At 46.4% G+C, this 16371-nt stretch carries 21 protein-coding genes; all 21 read right to left on the bottom strand.

Going from position 1 to position 16371, the window contains the following annotated elements; genetic code table 11:
* Positions 1 to 21: 21 nt before the first annotated feature.
* Positions 22 to 492 (bottom strand): Fur family transcriptional regulator, encoded by a 471-nt coding sequence (locus Psch_RS00225; protein WP_243123910.1) that lies wholly within the window; start codon positions 490 to 492, stop codon positions 22 to 24.
* Between the two features lie 233 nt (positions 493 to 725).
* Entirely contained in the window at positions 726 to 1700 is a 975-nt protein-coding gene (locus Psch_RS00220) for an MBL fold metallo-hydrolase (RefSeq protein ID WP_190238761.1), read from the bottom strand.
* A 112-nt stretch (positions 1701 to 1812) separates the two neighbouring features.
* Positions 1813 to 2562 (bottom strand): TPM domain-containing protein, encoded by a 750-nt coding sequence (locus Psch_RS00215; protein WP_190238760.1) that lies wholly within the window; start codon positions 2560 to 2562, stop codon positions 1813 to 1815.
* A gap of 30 nt (positions 2563 to 2592) precedes the next feature.
* Complete coding sequence (locus Psch_RS00210; protein ID WP_190238759.1) at positions 2593 to 3150, bottom strand: LemA family protein; 558 nt, start codon at positions 3148 to 3150, stop codon at positions 2593 to 2595.
* A 215-nt stretch (positions 3151 to 3365) separates the two neighbouring features.
* Positions 3366 to 4592 (bottom strand): MFS transporter, encoded by a 1227-nt coding sequence (locus Psch_RS00205; protein WP_190238758.1) that lies wholly within the window; start codon positions 4590 to 4592, stop codon positions 3366 to 3368.
* 121 nt (positions 4593 to 4713) lie between these two features.
* Complete coding sequence (locus Psch_RS00200) at positions 4714 to 4965, bottom strand: hypothetical protein (RefSeq protein ID WP_190238757.1); 252 nt, start codon at positions 4963 to 4965, stop codon at positions 4714 to 4716.
* On the bottom strand, positions 4958 to 5191 hold the full coding sequence (locus Psch_RS00195; RefSeq protein ID WP_190238756.1) for a LexA family protein: 234 nt from the start codon (positions 5189 to 5191) through the stop codon (positions 4958 to 4960). The genes Psch_RS00200 and Psch_RS00195 overlap by 8 nt, the downstream gene beginning before the upstream one ends.
* A gap of 1 nt (position 5192) precedes the next feature.
* Positions 5193 to 5396 (bottom strand): LexA family protein, encoded by a 204-nt coding sequence (locus Psch_RS21555; RefSeq protein WP_190238755.1) that lies wholly within the window; start codon positions 5394 to 5396, stop codon positions 5193 to 5195.
* Between the two features lie 83 nt (positions 5397 to 5479).
* A complete protein-coding gene (locus Psch_RS00185; RefSeq protein ID WP_190238754.1) occupies positions 5480 to 5662 on the bottom strand; it encodes a YvrJ family protein in 183 nt (60 codons plus the stop codon).
* A gap of 111 nt (positions 5663 to 5773) precedes the next feature.
* The gene (locus Psch_RS00180) at positions 5774 to 6004 is read right to left on the bottom strand and encodes a DUF2922 domain-containing protein (protein WP_190238753.1); all 231 of its coding nucleotides are present in this window, start codon (positions 6002 to 6004) and stop codon (positions 5774 to 5776) included.
* Between the two features lie 59 nt (positions 6005 to 6063).
* The gene (locus Psch_RS00175) at positions 6064 to 6288 is read right to left on the bottom strand and encodes a DUF1659 domain-containing protein (RefSeq protein ID WP_190238752.1); all 225 of its coding nucleotides are present in this window, start codon (positions 6286 to 6288) and stop codon (positions 6064 to 6066) included.
* Between the two features lie 233 nt (positions 6289 to 6521).
* On the bottom strand, positions 6522 to 8543 hold the full coding sequence (locus tag Psch_RS00170) for a site-specific DNA-methyltransferase (protein ID WP_190238751.1): 2022 nt from the start codon (positions 8541 to 8543) through the stop codon (positions 6522 to 6524).
* Positions 8540 to 9235 (bottom strand): DUF262 domain-containing protein, encoded by a 696-nt coding sequence (locus tag Psch_RS00165; protein ID WP_190238750.1) that lies wholly within the window; start codon positions 9233 to 9235, stop codon positions 8540 to 8542. The genes Psch_RS00170 and Psch_RS00165 overlap by 4 nt, the downstream gene beginning before the upstream one ends.
* Positions 9232 to 11919, bottom strand: coding sequence for a TnsA endonuclease N-terminal domain-containing protein (locus Psch_RS00160; protein ID WP_190238749.1), 2688 nt, complete (start codon positions 11917 to 11919; stop codon positions 9232 to 9234). Before Psch_RS00160 ends, Psch_RS00165 begins: the two co-directional genes overlap by 4 nt.
* A 113-nt stretch (positions 11920 to 12032) precedes the next feature.
* The gene (locus Psch_RS00155) at positions 12033 to 12761 is read right to left on the bottom strand and encodes a hypothetical protein (protein WP_190238748.1); all 729 of its coding nucleotides are present in this window, start codon (positions 12759 to 12761) and stop codon (positions 12033 to 12035) included.
* A gap of 30 nt (positions 12762 to 12791) precedes the next feature.
* A complete protein-coding gene (locus Psch_RS00150; RefSeq protein ID WP_190238747.1) occupies positions 12792 to 13202 on the bottom strand; it encodes a protein-export chaperone SecB in 411 nt (136 codons plus the stop codon).
* Positions 13162 to 14076: a hypothetical protein gene (locus Psch_RS00145; RefSeq protein WP_190238746.1), complete on the bottom strand. Its 915-nt coding sequence runs from the start codon at positions 14074 to 14076 to the stop codon at positions 13162 to 13164. The genes Psch_RS00150 and Psch_RS00145 overlap by 41 nt, the downstream gene beginning before the upstream one ends.
* A 343-nt stretch (positions 14077 to 14419) precedes the next feature.
* Positions 14420 to 14791: a hypothetical protein gene (locus Psch_RS21020; RefSeq protein WP_243123909.1), complete on the bottom strand. Its 372-nt coding sequence runs from the start codon at positions 14789 to 14791 to the stop codon at positions 14420 to 14422.
* A gap of 14 nt (positions 14792 to 14805) precedes the next feature.
* On the bottom strand, positions 14806 to 14973 hold the full coding sequence (locus Psch_RS00135) for a hypothetical protein (RefSeq protein ID WP_190238745.1): 168 nt from the start codon (positions 14971 to 14973) through the stop codon (positions 14806 to 14808).
* Positions 14974 to 15378 carry a RusA family crossover junction endodeoxyribonuclease gene (locus tag Psch_RS00130; protein WP_190238744.1) on the bottom strand — a complete coding sequence of 135 codons (405 nt, stop codon included), beginning with the start codon at positions 15376 to 15378 and terminating at the stop codon, positions 14974 to 14976.
* A gap of 11 nt (positions 15379 to 15389) precedes the next feature.
* The gene (locus Psch_RS00125; RefSeq protein ID WP_190238743.1) at positions 15390 to 16244 is read right to left on the bottom strand and encodes a DnaD domain-containing protein; all 855 of its coding nucleotides are present in this window, start codon (positions 16242 to 16244) and stop codon (positions 15390 to 15392) included.
* Positions 16245 to 16371 lie beyond the last annotated feature (127 nt).

Below are 16371 nucleotides of genomic sequence, written 5' to 3'. Positions count from 1 at the left end.
TTGAGGCTTTGTCCATACTGTTCAACTGCATTTACCAGGCAGTTTGCCTATCTCATCAGACCGCTCTCTGCAAAGTGAGCAATAGCCAAATATCTCAAAGCTGTGTTCTCTGATTTCAAATTTTTTTTCCTCTGCTATTCCTATCTCATGCAGAGCCTTTAACGGGCAATAGTCTATTGCTTCCGCCGCTCCACACCCCAAACAAATTAAATGATGCTGGTGACTGCCACCCGGGTTTAACTCATAACGGCTCTTGCCGTCTTTGAGGCTAAGCCTGCTGATGATCTCTAAACCCTCAAGCACATTAAGATTTCGATAAATCGTGTCCAGGCTGACATTAGGGTATTTTTCAACAACTCTATTGTGAATGTCCTCGGCGCTTTGCGGCAGCCTGCTGCTGCTTTCCATGAACGCCTTCAGGATCTCCTGACGTTGCGGTGTGATTTTATATCCGTTGCGACGCAGCTGCTCAACAAGTTGTTGTTCTTTCAAGAGACAACCTCCTAAATACATATATTCTTATTTACTAGTTATTATTACTTATAATCTCAAGCTGGAGTTATGTCAAGATGATGAATAAATTTTGCGGACAAAAAAAGCTGCAAAACACATGCAGCAATTGTAATTTTATGTAGTTTAGCATCTTAACAGAGCCGGTAGGCAGGTTAACAGTCTTTCTATCTTGCGAACCTCACATAAAAGGTTGTCCCTGTTGAACCGGGAACTCAAGCGATAAGCTCAAAGGCGAGGTTTCCGCCAGCTTTAGTGAACCGGAGCTGATTTTTGTTATATAAGTAGAGCAGGTGGGCAATAGCCTCGCCGGCGGCAAACCATTTCTGTGACAGAGGAAACAGGTCCCAGGTCCCGGCGAAATCCCACGTCATCCGGGCGGCGACCTGATAGGCGTCGGCTGGCCCGTCTTTTAATATGTTTAAGACTTCGGCCAACCTGTGGTCATGATGTGTTTGTAATTCACTGATGCGCCTGTGCACGTCGGCCATAACCCGCCGGTGGCCCGGCAGCGCCAGGCGGATGTCCAGACATTCAATCTTCTTGAGGCTCTTCAAATAATTGCCCAGGGGATCAGTAATCCCTAACTCACTGATATTAGAGGTGATGTTGTCCAGAATGTGGTCACCGGATACTAAAATCTGGCGCTCAGGCTCATAAAGACACACATGCCCCGGGGTATGTCCGGGGGTTTCCACGCAATGAAAGTAATAGCCGCCAATGTCCAGAATGTAGCCATCCTTGACAAAGCTGAAAACATGATCCCGATCCGGGTTGTAGTTGCAACCAGGATGCTTGCTGATTACCTCATCAATAGCTTGCTGCGGAAATCCATGCAAACCGAATAATATCTTCAGTTCCGACCAATAGGACACGGTATGGGTGGCGTTAAGGATATATGCGTCGAGTTCACCGCAGTAGATCACCGAACTTTCGGTGGTAAAAGCCGAAATAAGGCCGCTATGATCAGGATGCAAATGCGTAAGAAAAATATCTGTTTGCGCTAAATCAACCCCTAGTGTTTTTAAGGCCTTAAATAATACTGCTTTGGATTCTTCCATATTGAAGCCGGTATCAATGAGCAGATTGCGCCTCTGCCCCTTGACGAGATAGGCATTTAAAACCTTGAGGGGACTTTTAGGCAGAGGGACTTCTATCCGATAAAGATTAGGCAAAATTTCTTCGATCATCTAAAATTCACCACCACACTAATCTAATTCTCCGGCAAATCATAACTAAATTCGTATAGAATGCTATTTTCTAGTCTGCTGACATATAAACATCGCCCATAAAAATCCACCACTACCATCTCCTAGTGCTGCCCCCGCCGCCACCTGAACCACCGCCGCCGCCAAAACCACCACCGCCGCCTCTTCCCCGCAAGAGCGTACCTAAAACCATACCGAGAATAAACCCGTTAAGGAAGCGCTGGTCTAAATAAAGCAGCAAGACGATCATAATGCCGATCAAAATTTTAGCCCATGTTGGCAAAGCAGACCGGGTTGCGGGTGAATCCGCCGGCGGTTGTGGCGAGCCTGTCTCCAGAGTTACTTGATACTCCTTGGCCACTTCCTGGACGATCGCGCGATAACCGTTCAGGATCCCCTTATTGTAGTCGTTATTTTGGAAATACGGGAGCATATACGTATCCTGAATCTGGCCTGTCTTGGCATCCGGCAAGACGCCCTCCAATCCATAACCGACTTCAATCCGGCAAACCGGTTCTACTGGAGACACAAGTATCAGCAGCCCATTGTTCAGGTTCTTATCCCCAATCCCCCAATCCCGCAAAATTGCCAGCGCATATTCCTCAGGCGCTGTTTCATTGAGACTGTTTATGGTGACAACAACGATTTGCGCCTTTGTTTTTTGCGCCAGCGCAGCAGAAGTTTGAACAATGGTTTGTTCCGTATTATCATCAAGTACATTGGCCTGGTCTAAGACATAAAATTGGCTGCTGGGCTGCGGGACAGCAGGGATGGCTGCCGCTATGGGAGAAACCACCGCCAGCATCAAAAAGGTTAACAAGACAAGGAGGGCTGCCCTCTTCATGTGGTTTCATTCCCTTCCTTATTACTTGCTTTATTTGGAGAAATCAACGTTTGGCACAGTGTTGGCGTTTTCCGCCGCTTGAAAGTAGTCCTTTGGCCCAAAGCCAAAGATGCCGGCATAAAGCGAAGTGGGGAAAACCTTGATTTTGGTGTTATAAGCCTGCACGGCATTATTATAATCCATGCGAGCTGTAGCGATACGGTTTTCTGTACCGGCGAGATCATCTTGTAAGGCTCGGAAGTTGGCATCCGCTTTCAACTGCGGATAGTTTTCAGCGATCGCCAATAATCTTCCCAGAGCGGAATTTAAAGCCTGATCCTCCTGGGCCGCCTCTCCCACAGTCGCAGCTCCCGCCAATTTTGATCTTGCTTCAGCAACCTGCGTAAAAATGTCTTGTTCATGCGCCGCATAGCCCTTCACTGTCTGTACCAAATTCGGGATCAAATCGGCTCTGCGCTGCAGCTGGTTTTGCACCTGGCTCCAACTGCTGTTAACTCCTTCCGAGAGCTTGACCAGGTTATTGTAGCCGGAGCTTAGAATGATAACCAGGACGACAATAATACCAACTGGGACCAACCATTTTTTCACTTTAAATCCATCCTCCTTGCCTTTGTGCTTTTCAATACTTCAATATTATATCATTTCAATGTACTATAAGTGATTATTTTTAGTATCGCTGCTGATAATGCTCTCATATACTGAGGCACAAAATTAAAAATGAAAGTTATACTGTAGAAGAAACAATGATTCAGCCGAATTTAAAAGCAAGCCAGTTACCTTTATCTGATAAACTAGCTATGTAGTTACTGTTCAGGATTTAAGATTGGTTTACCAGCCTCAATTAACACTTTATTGCCTATCAGGAAAAAGCCTTGAGTAAAGAGAAGCAAGCCTGTTCCCCTAAGTAACCATTCTATTTTTATGATGTCAGCTAATGGTCCGAACACAAGCATTCCCAGTGGCATCATAACGCTTGATATCATCCCTAAAACACCAAATACTCTACCCAAATAATCCACCTCTACTTTCTCCTGTAATAAAACTGTAGAGGGCACATTAAAGATTGGCATAGCTATGCCAACTATGAGCATGAAAATCAAATATATCCAAAAATCGGGAACAACCCCGAGTGCAAAGGTACAGGCGCCAAAAATAAGGCTTGCCAGCGTCATTGTATGAACCTTGTTCTTGAAACCACCCCAGGAAGCCATGATGATACCGCCCCCCATCATACCGACAGAAAAGGTGATTTCAATTGCCGTTAGACGCCAAACATCGCTGCCAAAACTACGTGTGACCTGCAGCGGCGTTAAAAATGCGGCAGGCGCGGCTAATACAAAGAAGATTGCGCAAAACAAAAAGAAGTTTTTAATATAGGCATGATTTTTGATATAGGCGAAGCCTTTACGCATATCGCCAAAATAGCTGATTGTCTGCTTTTCCAGGGCTTTTGCATGAACCGGCACATGCAAAAACAAAAGTAATGTCAAAACCGCTATGGCTGCCGTAATAACATCTATAAAAAATATTGTTTCAATGGTAGACATAGTGAGCAGTGCGCCGCTAAGCATCGGGGATACCAGCATAACGAGTGACTGTATACTGCTGTTTGTCGCGTTCACCTTGGTAAGCTTGTCCTCCGGCACAAGTTGGGGCAGGAAGGCCCCTATCGCCGGCATTTGAACTGCTGTCCCGAGCGCGCGTATGGCTGAAATTACAAAGAGCAGCCATAGCATATCGTATCCCATGAGAAACAATATGGCTAAAACAAGCGTTGCTATGGCAATAAAAGAATCTGCCAGAATGATGAGTGCTTTTCGATTATAGCGGTCCGCCCATACCCCCGCAAATGGAGAAAGAAAAAAGGTAGGCAGGAAACCGCAAACAATGGCTATGGTCATCATTACACCCGACTGTGTTTTTAACGTGATATACCACATAATGGCATACTGAACCAGGGACGAGCCAAAGAGCGATACGGTCTGGCTGAACAAAAAAAGTATGATGTTCTTTTTCCAATTTATGTCCATAAACGAAATATTCTCTCCCGTCTTTTTTTAGCACACAACTAATCATAACATAATAAACAAAATTTTAAAGACGCCGAGTAGATTCTGCTCGGCGCCTAAATCTGAAAAACATTTATATACTTTAATCCCACACCCGCTCCAATACCCATGTCCCTGATTCCCTGGCAAAGCACAAATCACAGACCAGTCCCTGATAGGTCTCACACCTGTAGCGCTTCGGCTCAGGGGTCCTTAGTTTACTCCACAAATGCTGCCCTTCTTCGTCCAGCGCACATTTTAAAATCCGGTGCCAACGCCCCAGCCAGCGAAAACGCCTGGGCTCTGCTCTGGCATCCAACTCTACCTGCACAGGAGACCGGTACAGTTTAGTCATAATCTTTCACCACCCGGAGGATGCGCCGGCGAGGCTGCTCAGCTTTGATATAACCGCCGTAAATCAGCTCATGAAGATGCCTGTGCACGGTGCACACGCTGGTATCGGTGAGTCTGGCCAACTCACGTACGGTCGGTGAATAACCATGCTCGTCATTGTAGAGCTTTATGGTTTCCAGGAGCTCCTGGTTGTTAAGGCGCTTATACTTAAAAACAGCTCCTACCATCTTACTTAAGCAACCTTAATGTACGGGGTTTACTGGGCTCGAAAGTGATCAAGCCTTGTCCTTTAATCCGGTGGAGATAATGATGCATCGTACATGTTGAGGCTATCCCAACCATCGCACCAAGCTCACGGACTGACGGCGGATAACCCTTTTGGTTGGTATACTCGCTAATGGCAGCATAAATTTGTTGCTCACGTTCGGTCATAAAACCACCCCACAAACAAGTGTTCTTATAGTATTATATCAAACATGTGTTCCCAATGGCAATATTTTAATAAAAAGAATCACTCACCCGTTGATAATTTTGCTGATTTCCTCCGTTTCCAGCCCGCTTTGCCTGGCAACCACAATAGTCAGTGAATTTATGCTCTTTTGCAGGTCCTTCATTACGGGCTCTATCTTTATCAAAAGGTAGCCGGCCACCACCATCGGGAAGCCGTAGTTGGCAGCAAGTTTTAAGATTTCTTCCACAGGTTTTCACCCCCTGCCCTTTCTTATGTTCCGGTTAATTTTGTGACAAAGGGAGGATTGCTCCTCCCTTCGTCGTGATTGCGTATTTATCTTCAGCTGTTGGCAGCGCTTTTAAGCAGGCGGGTTATAAAGATCCGTGGTGTCCGTAGAAATGAGCTTGGCGTCATATTTGCTGACCAAATCACCACCGGAGGTAGTGAAAATGTTCTTAGCGATCATCAGGTCCATCGCTGCTTCAACCGCGGCGCTGGTCAGGCCTGCCTTGGGGTTGTCCAGGCTGATACTGACGGTTTTGCCGGCCTGGTTCCGAAAGCTCATACGCAGGGTCGTAGTTATCGCCATTGCTCTCCCTCCTCTCTGGTCTTAACCATCTTTTTCTCAATCGTTTAAGGCGCTTTTACTTAAGCCTGGATCAATGCGGCGTTATCCACTCTGGTAACCCCGTTCAGCGGATAATCCTGTAGATCAGCAAGAGCGGTGGCCACATCAAAGATGTCCTGGTCTGATGCAGCTGATTTGACATTGGTCAGGCTCCTGTTCCGCAGGATCGGGCTGCCGCTGCCGCTATCGCCAACATGCAGTACCAGCCTGAGGATAGAGTTACCGGGTACTTTGGTGACTGCCATTTCATTATCCCCCCCTTGCGTTTTATGTTTACGGTGCGGGCCCCGACCGGTGAGAAGGCCCCCGCTAAAAGAAAAAGACCGGCAGAATTTACCGGTCAGTTATAGTATATATGCGTACATATGTTCTGTCAAGTGTGTTTTATACGTAATAGAAAGAATTCAAAAAAATATATATAATAATCATTCCACCATATATATCTATCTCTTCAACCATATATAAAAAGAAGTTATACTTACAAACGTTTAGTTATCAGGACTTCTTCACCCAACATGTCTACAATATTCACGGCTATAATAGTTACTTTCTGGGGTGCGGGGAGTTCATATACTCCGCTAACCAGGTCGCTCTTTTTTTCCGGCACGTCAACCAGGTCCACACTGAAAACCTGGCCATTATAAGCGGTATCGATCATCACGTAGTCAACCATACTCCGCCAGTCTGTAATTTTGGCTTTAAACAAGGGGGTATCCATTTCCAGCCGCTCAACAATAGTTGGACTGATAAAGTCCTTGATCTCTACCTTAATTTTGTCACCGGCACGTTGGATATTAACCTTCGCCGTAGCAGGTTGATGCACAATAAAATTGCCATATTTGGGATCGGTGCGCAGTTCAATAACATCAACCCGGTTTACGGCGTCCTTGCCTTTACGGAGACGATTCCAATCCTCCAGCCAGGCATCGGCAACCAGCTCCTTCCCCAGGCAAATCACCACAATGGAACGGTCTTCCTCTGGCCGGGCTTCCAGCTCTTTTTTGATTTCCTCCAGATCCAACGGGGTGAGCGGGTGGCTGAAGGGGATTATTTTGACCAGCTTTTTGCCCAGGATACCGTCAAAGAAACCATCAGAACGGGTGCGCTGTACGCCTATATGCTCGCACGCTAGATTTACCGCTTCGTTATGTTGAATAGCCAGGTCGTAGTCATTGACACGCCAGTTGGTAAACGCCAGTTGCGCCGGTTCCGGTTTTTTATCCTCGTCGGCCATCTCGCTAAACTCCGTTTGCTGTGGCTTGTGCGCCTCCTGTACCTGTTCGTTGATGATGGACTGCAGGCGTTTAGCTGTGGTCTGAATGGCCCCCTTGTTGATATCGCAGCCAATCCAGCGACGTCCCAGTTTTTGTGCTACAGCAGCAGTGGTGCCGGAACCAATGAAGCAATCGAGTACAAGGTCACATGGTTCTGAACCAATTTCTATTATTCTTTCAATTAATTTCATAGATTTTTGTGTGGGATAATCCACTCGTTCCAATGCTTGACTTTGAATCGGTTTTATATCATCCCATATATCCTGTAATGGCACCCCTGGCATTTCATCTAAATATCTTTTTTGCGATGGAACACCTCCTGAATTCGTTTGAATTATACGTCCTTCCTTAAACAATTTATCCATTCGTTCCTTTGAAAATCTCCAGTATCTTGTTACCCCGAGAAATTCGTAATAAGGATTCCCTTTTGACCTGCCGCCAGGAGCAGTAATATCACTAAGCCTATAACGTCGACCAGTTTCAGGGTCATAATATTTATAAAAGTTTTCAATATACTCATTAGAGTAACGAGTATATACATTGTTCCATTTATAGCTTGATCCTTTGCAATATATAAAAATACTATCATGTAATCTACCTAAATGTTTTGACCCCTGCCCAATATCACTATGTGCAGTCTGACGTTTCCAAATAATTTCATTTATATAGTTTTCTTGATTGAATATTTCATCAAGTAATATTTTTATATAATGCCCTCTTGATTCATCCATATGAATAAAAATAAGTCCATTCTCAGCCAACAATTCTTTCAGCAACAGCAACCGCTCATACATAAACTGCAAATAATTATCATTCGCCCAGATATCCGTATACTGAATCTGTTCCCCCAGTGTGTAGGTTTCCCCGTCTATTTTGGCCGTTCCGGTTACACCCCTCAGTTGCACCTTGCGTACGTAGTCCGCTCCGGAATCAAACGGCGGATCGATGTAAATCAGGTTCACCTTGCCCCGAAAGCCGTTGGCAAGCAGGTGCGCCAGCACTTCCTTGTTATCACCGTGGAAAAGCAGACCACCTTTGGGATAATACTCGGGCCAACCCTCCCATGAGGCATCTAGCTTATTTTGAACCAATTCGCCAGAGGGGTCAAATGTTGCAACACGCTGGGCTGGAAAAGCGTTAACGTGCCGCAGAGGCCTTTTCCCAACCCACGTGAGCATTGGGCGACCTTTGGCGGCCGCAATTTTCACTTCCTTTTTCTCACTCATGCGCCAACCCCCTGACCAAAAAGCTTTTCAAAACCCTTCCGGATCACACGGGAGATGAGCTTGCGCCGTTCCGTAAGAAACTCCGTATATCCCATCCTATCCCAACCTTCCGGCAGCGCATGCCATTCCATCATCTGCGCCAGCTCTTCCGGCGTAAAGCGCTGGGCGTAGAGAGGAAAGTATTCCGACGGGGATTTGTCTGAGATGCCGATGTTGTCGTCCCATTCTACCAGGGCGTAATTGGCAATCTGGTTTGTGTCCCGCACCTCGGTAATACCTAGCTTATGCAGGTAACCTTTCGGGAAAAGGTGGTGTCGTTCCGTGGCCGACTTTTTCGTTTTTAGCGCTGGGTCCAGTAATTCTGAAACTTTCATTTTTGAAAAAAGCACCTTCGCATCGAGCAGGTTTAGTGCCGCGTAATAAGCAAATAGTACCGGAGTCCGGCCTGCCGAGGATTCCAGGTTATTGACGAGGGCAATATTCCAAAAATCTTCAGAAAGAGTGTCCTTTGACCAAAACAACAGGTAACCGACTGGAAACCCTTTATACATAGAATCAAACAGATCGCGGACCTTGGTGGCCTCCCATACAAATGGCCGCTGGATGTCCGGAAGTCCAATCTCCCCCTGCTCAATGTCATGAATGAGTTTTGCCAGTGAATAATCTACCTTTTTAAAAAGTGTTGCGCTCATTGTTTATCCCCTCTTGAGAATTGGCGGGCTATCTTTATTTGGTCCATAGAGACGGTATCAGTAGCTGTAAAGATCATCTCGTACTGGAGGCGGTCTGGATTGAGCTCTTCCCATTTGCGTAACGCTAGAGCCTTGCGTCCATTTTCACCGTCCAGCGGATGGTTGCGCTCCCGCTCGGCTTTAATCTCAATGATTAAACATCTACCGGGCTTCCCGTCACTGTCTTTTTTACGGATGATAAAATCGGGGGTATAGCGCCGCCATTTACCTTTATCATCCTTGTACTCCACAAAAAAGTCGGTCTTATCCGGATCTGTCAGCGCGCCGGTAAAATAAATATCTTCAACTTCTTCTGGATACAGGTTCAGGTGGGTCAGCATTTGCTCAAAGAAAGATTTTTCCGGGTTGGAATCAAAGTTATAAGGCGTGTAGTGGAACCCAAAAGCTCCGGCGTTATCTTTGATATCTTCGATGTGGGTGAGTAAATGCTCCCGGTCCTTCGGATAGGTGATTTCGGCGGTATATACCTCAGATCCATCGACACCGGTTTCCCGGACAAAACCCTCCGGTTTTACCAAAGCTAACGCCACATCTACCTTCTCTTCAACAACATGGTAGTGACGGGTCTGCTTCTCAATCTGCCGGGCCAGGTCAGTCATGTGTTTAAAGGGAATTTCGTTATCGGAACCATAAAGCTCAACCAACTGCTCATAAACCACCCATAAGTCGAGCCGGTAATCCATAGCAAGTTTCACTGCGGCGGCATAAAGGTCCAATGTATTGGAAGCAGCCTCAATCACCACCGTGTCACCCAGTTGCTGCAGAACGCTAAAAGTCGCCTGCTGCTCAGATAATGTCAAAACGGCCTTGGTTATTACATCAGAGCCGGACGACTTTGGTTTGCTCAACGAAAGGGGCATTATTTCCGAAACATGCTTACGTGTAACGGTACGCAAAATACGCGTAACAACCAGGGGCGGCATTTTTATTTTACGTAACCTTATAGTACTAGAGCGGGTTTCCCGTCCGGCCTGGTTTAAATCTGCTATGGTCTCTCCGTATGTTTCCTGGAGCTGGCGGTCCAAAATAGAGCGGTTGTCCCTTGACAAATAGACACGGGCTTTAACATTATTTCCTGGCACTTGCCGCAGGCAGCGAGTGGCAGCTTGCAGGACAAAGTTGTTTGATGTCTTAAGCTTACGGGCAAGCGCACAGGCAAAAAGACTGGGACAGTTCCAGCCTTCGGTGCCTTTGTTAACCAGTAAAACAACGCGGTGTGGTGAATACGGGTCATTTAAACGGTTAAAGGCATCAATCTCTTCTTTTGTGGATTCGGATGTGTTCTTTATGATGACCGCGGGGGACTGGCCACAGGCAACCAGAGCTGCCTCCACATAGGGACGCATTTCATCCAGATCATCGGTCTGGGGAAAATAAATTGCCAGTCTGGCAGGCGCACCGTTAGGGAGTCGTACATCTGCGTAATCGCGAAAGAAATCGGTTATGACCTCGGTAATGAATTGACCAGTATTGTTGGCATCAAAACCGTAATCCAGGATGTTACCTGCTAACTCTTTCAGAATGCCGTCGGCAATACCCTCAGACAGGCCATACCAAATGACCACATCCTTCAATGGTTGGCGTTCAAAATAAGGCGTACCTGTCGTATTAACCACACATACCAGGTCCGTGTTAGCCGCAAGATAGTCCACCGTCTTTCTGACCTTTTTAATGCCAGCCTCCTTGAAAACCCTCTCCCCTGTGACACGGTCTTTCTCCCACTTGCCGAGGAGGCTTTGACCATAAGTATGATGGGCTTCGTCGGAGAAAACCGCTAACCGGGGCAAGCTGGCGATGGCCTGGAGCCGCAAATTAGCGACTTCCTCGAAGGCTTTATCCTCATCTCCAAAGGAGAAATGTATACGTCCCAGGTCGTTCTTGCGAATGGTTTCCTTCTGGATACGGATTTTTTCGGTATTGGTCACCACCACGTTGAAGGAGGAACCCCGGATCACAGGCAAATCTTTCTCTCCATCACGGGTAAAGGTCAATTTTACGCTGGCGGCAAACGGTTTATAAAGACGTGCCGGCAATATTTTCTGATAGGGGACCTGGGATATCTCCCGTAAGGATTCGATTATGGTCTTACCCGGCGCAAAAACCAGGGCGTTTTGGACAAACGGTCCGTCGGGGTATTCCAAAGCCATACCGAATTCAGTAGCAATGATGGCCGCAATCAAAATGGTCTTACCCGCACCCATCGCCAGGGCAAAAATATAGCTGGGATAATCCAGAGTCAAGGTCTCCCTTAAGGATTCCAGTTTAAAGTCCCGCACAAAGGAGTCATCTGTTTTAATCCGCTCCCAGAGAGCATCTATCCCCTCGTCTTCAATAAAATCCCTGATCGCTTCAGCCGTTAAGCCTAGTACCTGGCGTTTTTCCCTTAACTTAGGGAAGTAGCTGTTGTAAAGATCAAAGATATGGGGCGTTTTCTCCACCAAACGCAAATACCAGTATATTTCAAGCGCCCACAATTGTGGTTTGCGCAAGAATTTTAATATTTTTGTTTCGGGCTCTATTTGATATTCAAGAATTTCGGAGATAACGGGGTAATCCTCGCAGGGATAACCTGCTTCACACCATTCTTTGGTATGCTGAGCAAGTAGTTGGTGTAAATTGTTCATAATCTAAATCCTTTACCTGCACTCGTTGCAGTTAGCTAATATGGTTTAATCAATTACAAGTGATACTTTAACATTTAAATGTTTTTATTCTAAATATCCATATTTTTCCCTGTTCAAACCGCTGTTAACACTGATTTTACTTTTTCATAGCTCACCAAACTTTTTAAGTGTTTGCGAGAAATCATCTTTTGGGTAGAGTAACCTAGTCTTCTAAAGGACGCCTTCAATAAAACCTCGTTTTCAAAGGAAACCACCGCAGCCAAAACAGCTGTTAAACCATTTTGATCAAGATATAAGCGCGTGTTGCCAATGAATTCAAGATGATATTTTTTGATATGAAAACTACCTACCTTGCATTCGTACAACTCACCTTGTTGCGGATTATCAAGCTTGTCCACTCCCGCTACGTCCACTGTCTTTGGTGCGCCATTAGAACCTTTTAACGGCTCAGCATCCACTAAAACATGGCAGTTGCAGCCCATGCAGGGATAGCGCACCATTAAAAAACGCGATACCAGTACTTCCAGTATACCCCCGCGAAGCCTGCGCAGGTAATCTACCTCGGTTTCTCCTTTTGGAGGAGTCCAGGCCAGTTCAAATACTGTAGCTAACAAATCGGTAAACTTGTTGCGCAATTTTTCTTTTTTCTTGCTGACAACCTTTCTTAGGTAAGCTATTTTCCAGTATTCAAATTTCATTACAGTATCATTACTTAGAACGACGTCAGCCGCATCTGTTAAAAAATCCTGCTCCTGAAAAAGAAAGTCAGCAAGATCGTGAATTGCTTGCTGGCTGTTTACGTCATCCATATAGATATCAGCGTGAAAAAATGAAAAGAGCATTTATTCTCCCTCCTTGCAACTATCCCTCACCTATACCTCTTTTGTACGTAACGTTGCAGAAACATCAATGAGCGGTATAAGGAGAGGAGGATAGCCCATCCGCCGGGTTAATGAAGATACTGCCTCCCGCGCCCAGGGCAGCAATAGGGGTAAACTTTGTCTCTCGGCAAAACGCTTCAGCATACTACGGTTAGTTGCATTTTCATCAATAAATTTACCGCGCACAATAATTTCCATTGAAAATACATTCGGCTGTCCATCAAAAAATACTTTTAGACAGAGATATCCATAAGCCTCAGTTTTACTTATAGATTTCGTGCGCACAGCAAAGTTCATCCGGTAACTGGCTTTGGGAGAAAAATTGCCGATCCGCCGGCAGTTTATTTTTTCTAAAACAACCTCATGCAGCTGCACCGGATGTGGGAGCACCGGCTTGTCCATATAGACCCCCTTTTTCTGTTTCCGCAATATCTATTTCATCTATCACTCCTAATGACCATTGAGAAGCCTCCAACTCCGACGTGAAGCCTATTATCAATGAACCCTGTGATTTTGGCTCGTTCTTATCATCGGTATCTTTGGAAATTTTTTGAGCGGCATCTTTTAGTGCTTCCGCAGCTATTTTCAGAAAACATTCTTTCCAGTCAATCAGATGAAAAGCGTCATTAACCCACTGGTCAAATTCAAAGATTTCCTTTCCCAAAACTACTTCTATTGTCTTTGTCTCTGTTAATAATTTTAAATCCGTCAAATCGGGGACAATTCGCTCCACTATATCAATCAGATAACTGTAACTTTCCACTTCATCAGCAGGAGACGAAAAGAATACGGAGTAATATTCCAACTGGCGGATCAGCGCGGCAAGGCCGTCCACATCTTTAACCAAAAGACGTGTTCTAACATCACTTAAAATAGTAGCACCATCACTTACAAACCACTCCAGGACGGGATCATCAGAGCGTGCACCAGTAAACAGGGCGAGCAATTTCTCCAATTGCTCCGTACCAAAATCCTGCCCCGAAAATACCGATACTTTTACCCCCGAAAGTTCCTCAACAGTCAAAGCAGCGTAAGTCCCCATCTGCTCAAGATAACCTGAAACAAAACGGTCATAGGCGACCTGGGCCAAGTTATGCAATAATTCATTAGCTGTTGCCCCTTCGGCCAGTAGCAAAAGATTGAAAGAAGCCTCTGGCAACAGTGAGGATTCTAAAGATGATTTCATTACCTCATGCTGATATTCAGGAGCAAAACTGCCACTCAGTTCCTGAAGCGAGGCGCTTTCTTTAGTCAAATAATCTTTTACAGAAGACAAAAATAACCATCCTTTTAAAATAAATAATACAATATATTATTGACACCTTATAGCTATAACTATTCAGAATGAGAAGTAACAGTCCCTTTAAAAATATAATTTCTTCTATTTCAAGGTGGGATTTCCTGCCTGTAAGCATATATTTTTTCAGAAAACGACATTATTGTACTCAAAATTTTTTAGTATTTAAATACAAAGCCCGCTCCACCTATCATGTGCGGCTTGCAAATACCAGTTGGAGCGGGCTATGGAAAATCCATATAGCTGTGAACAGCTCCTGCAAAAAGTTAGTTATTCGTACGGTTATGTCCCGGAACGCCTTTCTGAGATTAAACTCATCTGGTCAGGAGCGCTCAAACTTCCACTCCTTTTCCACCCTTTCGTTTCCACCCAGGGGCTCGTCCCCCTCCATAAAGTTCATGAACTCTTTTTCCTCAACGTCCATGCTACTGTTCCCAAGCAATTCCTGGCTGCCTGGCTCCGTGCTTACCGCTGCCTGTTTTTTGGCATCGAAGTCGAGCAGGTTGACCTGGGCCGGGCTCAGCTCTACCAGCACCTGCTCGTTGGGTTTAAATTGCTTCAGCTCCAAAAGGTTCTCGTCAGTTAGTTCAATGTCCTCCAGGACCACCCGGATGGACTGAGCCCAGCCGTCTGACAGCACCCGGTTAACGATTTCAATTTTCTTCACTCTTGCTGTAAAGTCAGCTTTCCTCATCGCTTCTCCTTATCTCATTTTACCTTATTCCGGTATTTCTTCAGCTTCCCGGCCGGCTTAAACTGCCTGCCTCCAAATCCACACACGACACAGCTTGCCACCCTTTTTGGGCATTTGGCCCAGCACGCGCCGGTTTCATCTGCCCGGTAGAACCAGCATCGGCAGGTGATTGCTTCCTGCATTTATCCTTGCTCCGCTGCCCTTACCACCACTTCGGCCCGCTCTACCGGGTCAACCTTGCGCTCGGCCAGGATGCGCGTCACTTGCCGGCCGTCTATATAGGCCACCTTATTGAGCCCGTCCACGATTGCTTTAACACAGTTGTCCAGGTCCGGCAGTATACCTGAGCGGCGCCGGCCGCCCCTGGTGGAAGCTTTGGCCTGAGGGTTGAAGTATACGGCAATCTCCATTTCTACCGGCCCGGTTGCCGGGCTTTTGCAAGCCTCCTGTCCGGCGCTGGCCACACCTTTTTCGTAGTTTTCCGTATCCGGCGGCGTGTATAAGATCACGCTGCGCCCGCGGTAGCCGATGCGAGGGCGGCTTTTGGGCACCGGCCGGCCTGGTATGGTAATTTTCACTTCGTTCATGGAAACCTCCCTCAAATGTATAACGATCTGATAAAATCTCTCTTTTTCCGGTCAGCCGCATCTTGCTGACCAGCTTGTCCGCTTTTCCGCCGGCTTCTCACGGTTTTTTCCTGCGGGATCTCATCGACGGTGCGAATACCTATTTTCTGCCAGTTGGTCAGGATACCCCCGACATAGGCCAGGCTCCGCTTGTCCCGGAGGGTGGCTCTGGCCAGGGCAGCCAGGATCAATTCTTCTGGAAACTCACTGCGCCATTTGGTTAAATAGCTAACTTCAAACGGCGTCAGCGTCCTGCCAAATTCTCTGGCAAAATGCTCTGCCAAATCAACTACTACAGTATTCTTTAGATCTTTATTCTTAATATTCTTAGGAGACTGGGAGGCCGCGCCGTTGTTGGGCTCAGTTCCCCCCACAGGTACAGGTGCGAGTACAGGTACGGGTACAGTTTCTGTACTTGTGGGTGTACTCGATGCTCCTTCCACGGGTACAGTTTCCGTACTCGCAGGTGTACTCGAAGGACTTTCCACGGGTACAGAAATTGTACCCGTCTGGTAATCCTGCCAGTTGGCCACACAGGCCTTGACACCATAGAACGACTTGGCCTGCAGCTTAAGGTAGCCGCTTTGCTCCAAGTATTTCAGGGCACTTGAAACCGTGCTTTTGCTCATCTGCCGGTGGGCTTCACCGATGACTTGCCGGATATGCTCGTAATTGAGCCACAGTTCCCCGACTTCCAGTTCCCGCGCCCGGTCGGGGCGTGGGGCAGCCTCCAGGAGGCAATAGATCCACAGTTTGAAGGCCGTGCCGGGCATCTTTAAGTGCCCATTGTCTTTTAGTTTTCGCCACAGCTTGATCCAGCCTGCCAATGCTTTAAACCTCCGCATATTTCAAGCTCGCATTGAAAGCGCAAGTGATAAATACATGTCCACCTATATTGTGAATTGCCCCGCCCCTGGATTCAACCGGTATGGAGCGGGGCTATTCAGTTGTCTT

It is taken from the genome of Pelotomaculum schinkii (genome assembly GCF_004369205.1).
GTDB classification, from domain to species: Bacteria; Bacillota; Desulfotomaculia; order Desulfotomaculales; family Pelotomaculaceae; genus Pelotomaculum_C; species Pelotomaculum_C schinkii.
This window is presented reverse-complemented; position numbering and strand designations above follow the sequence as displayed.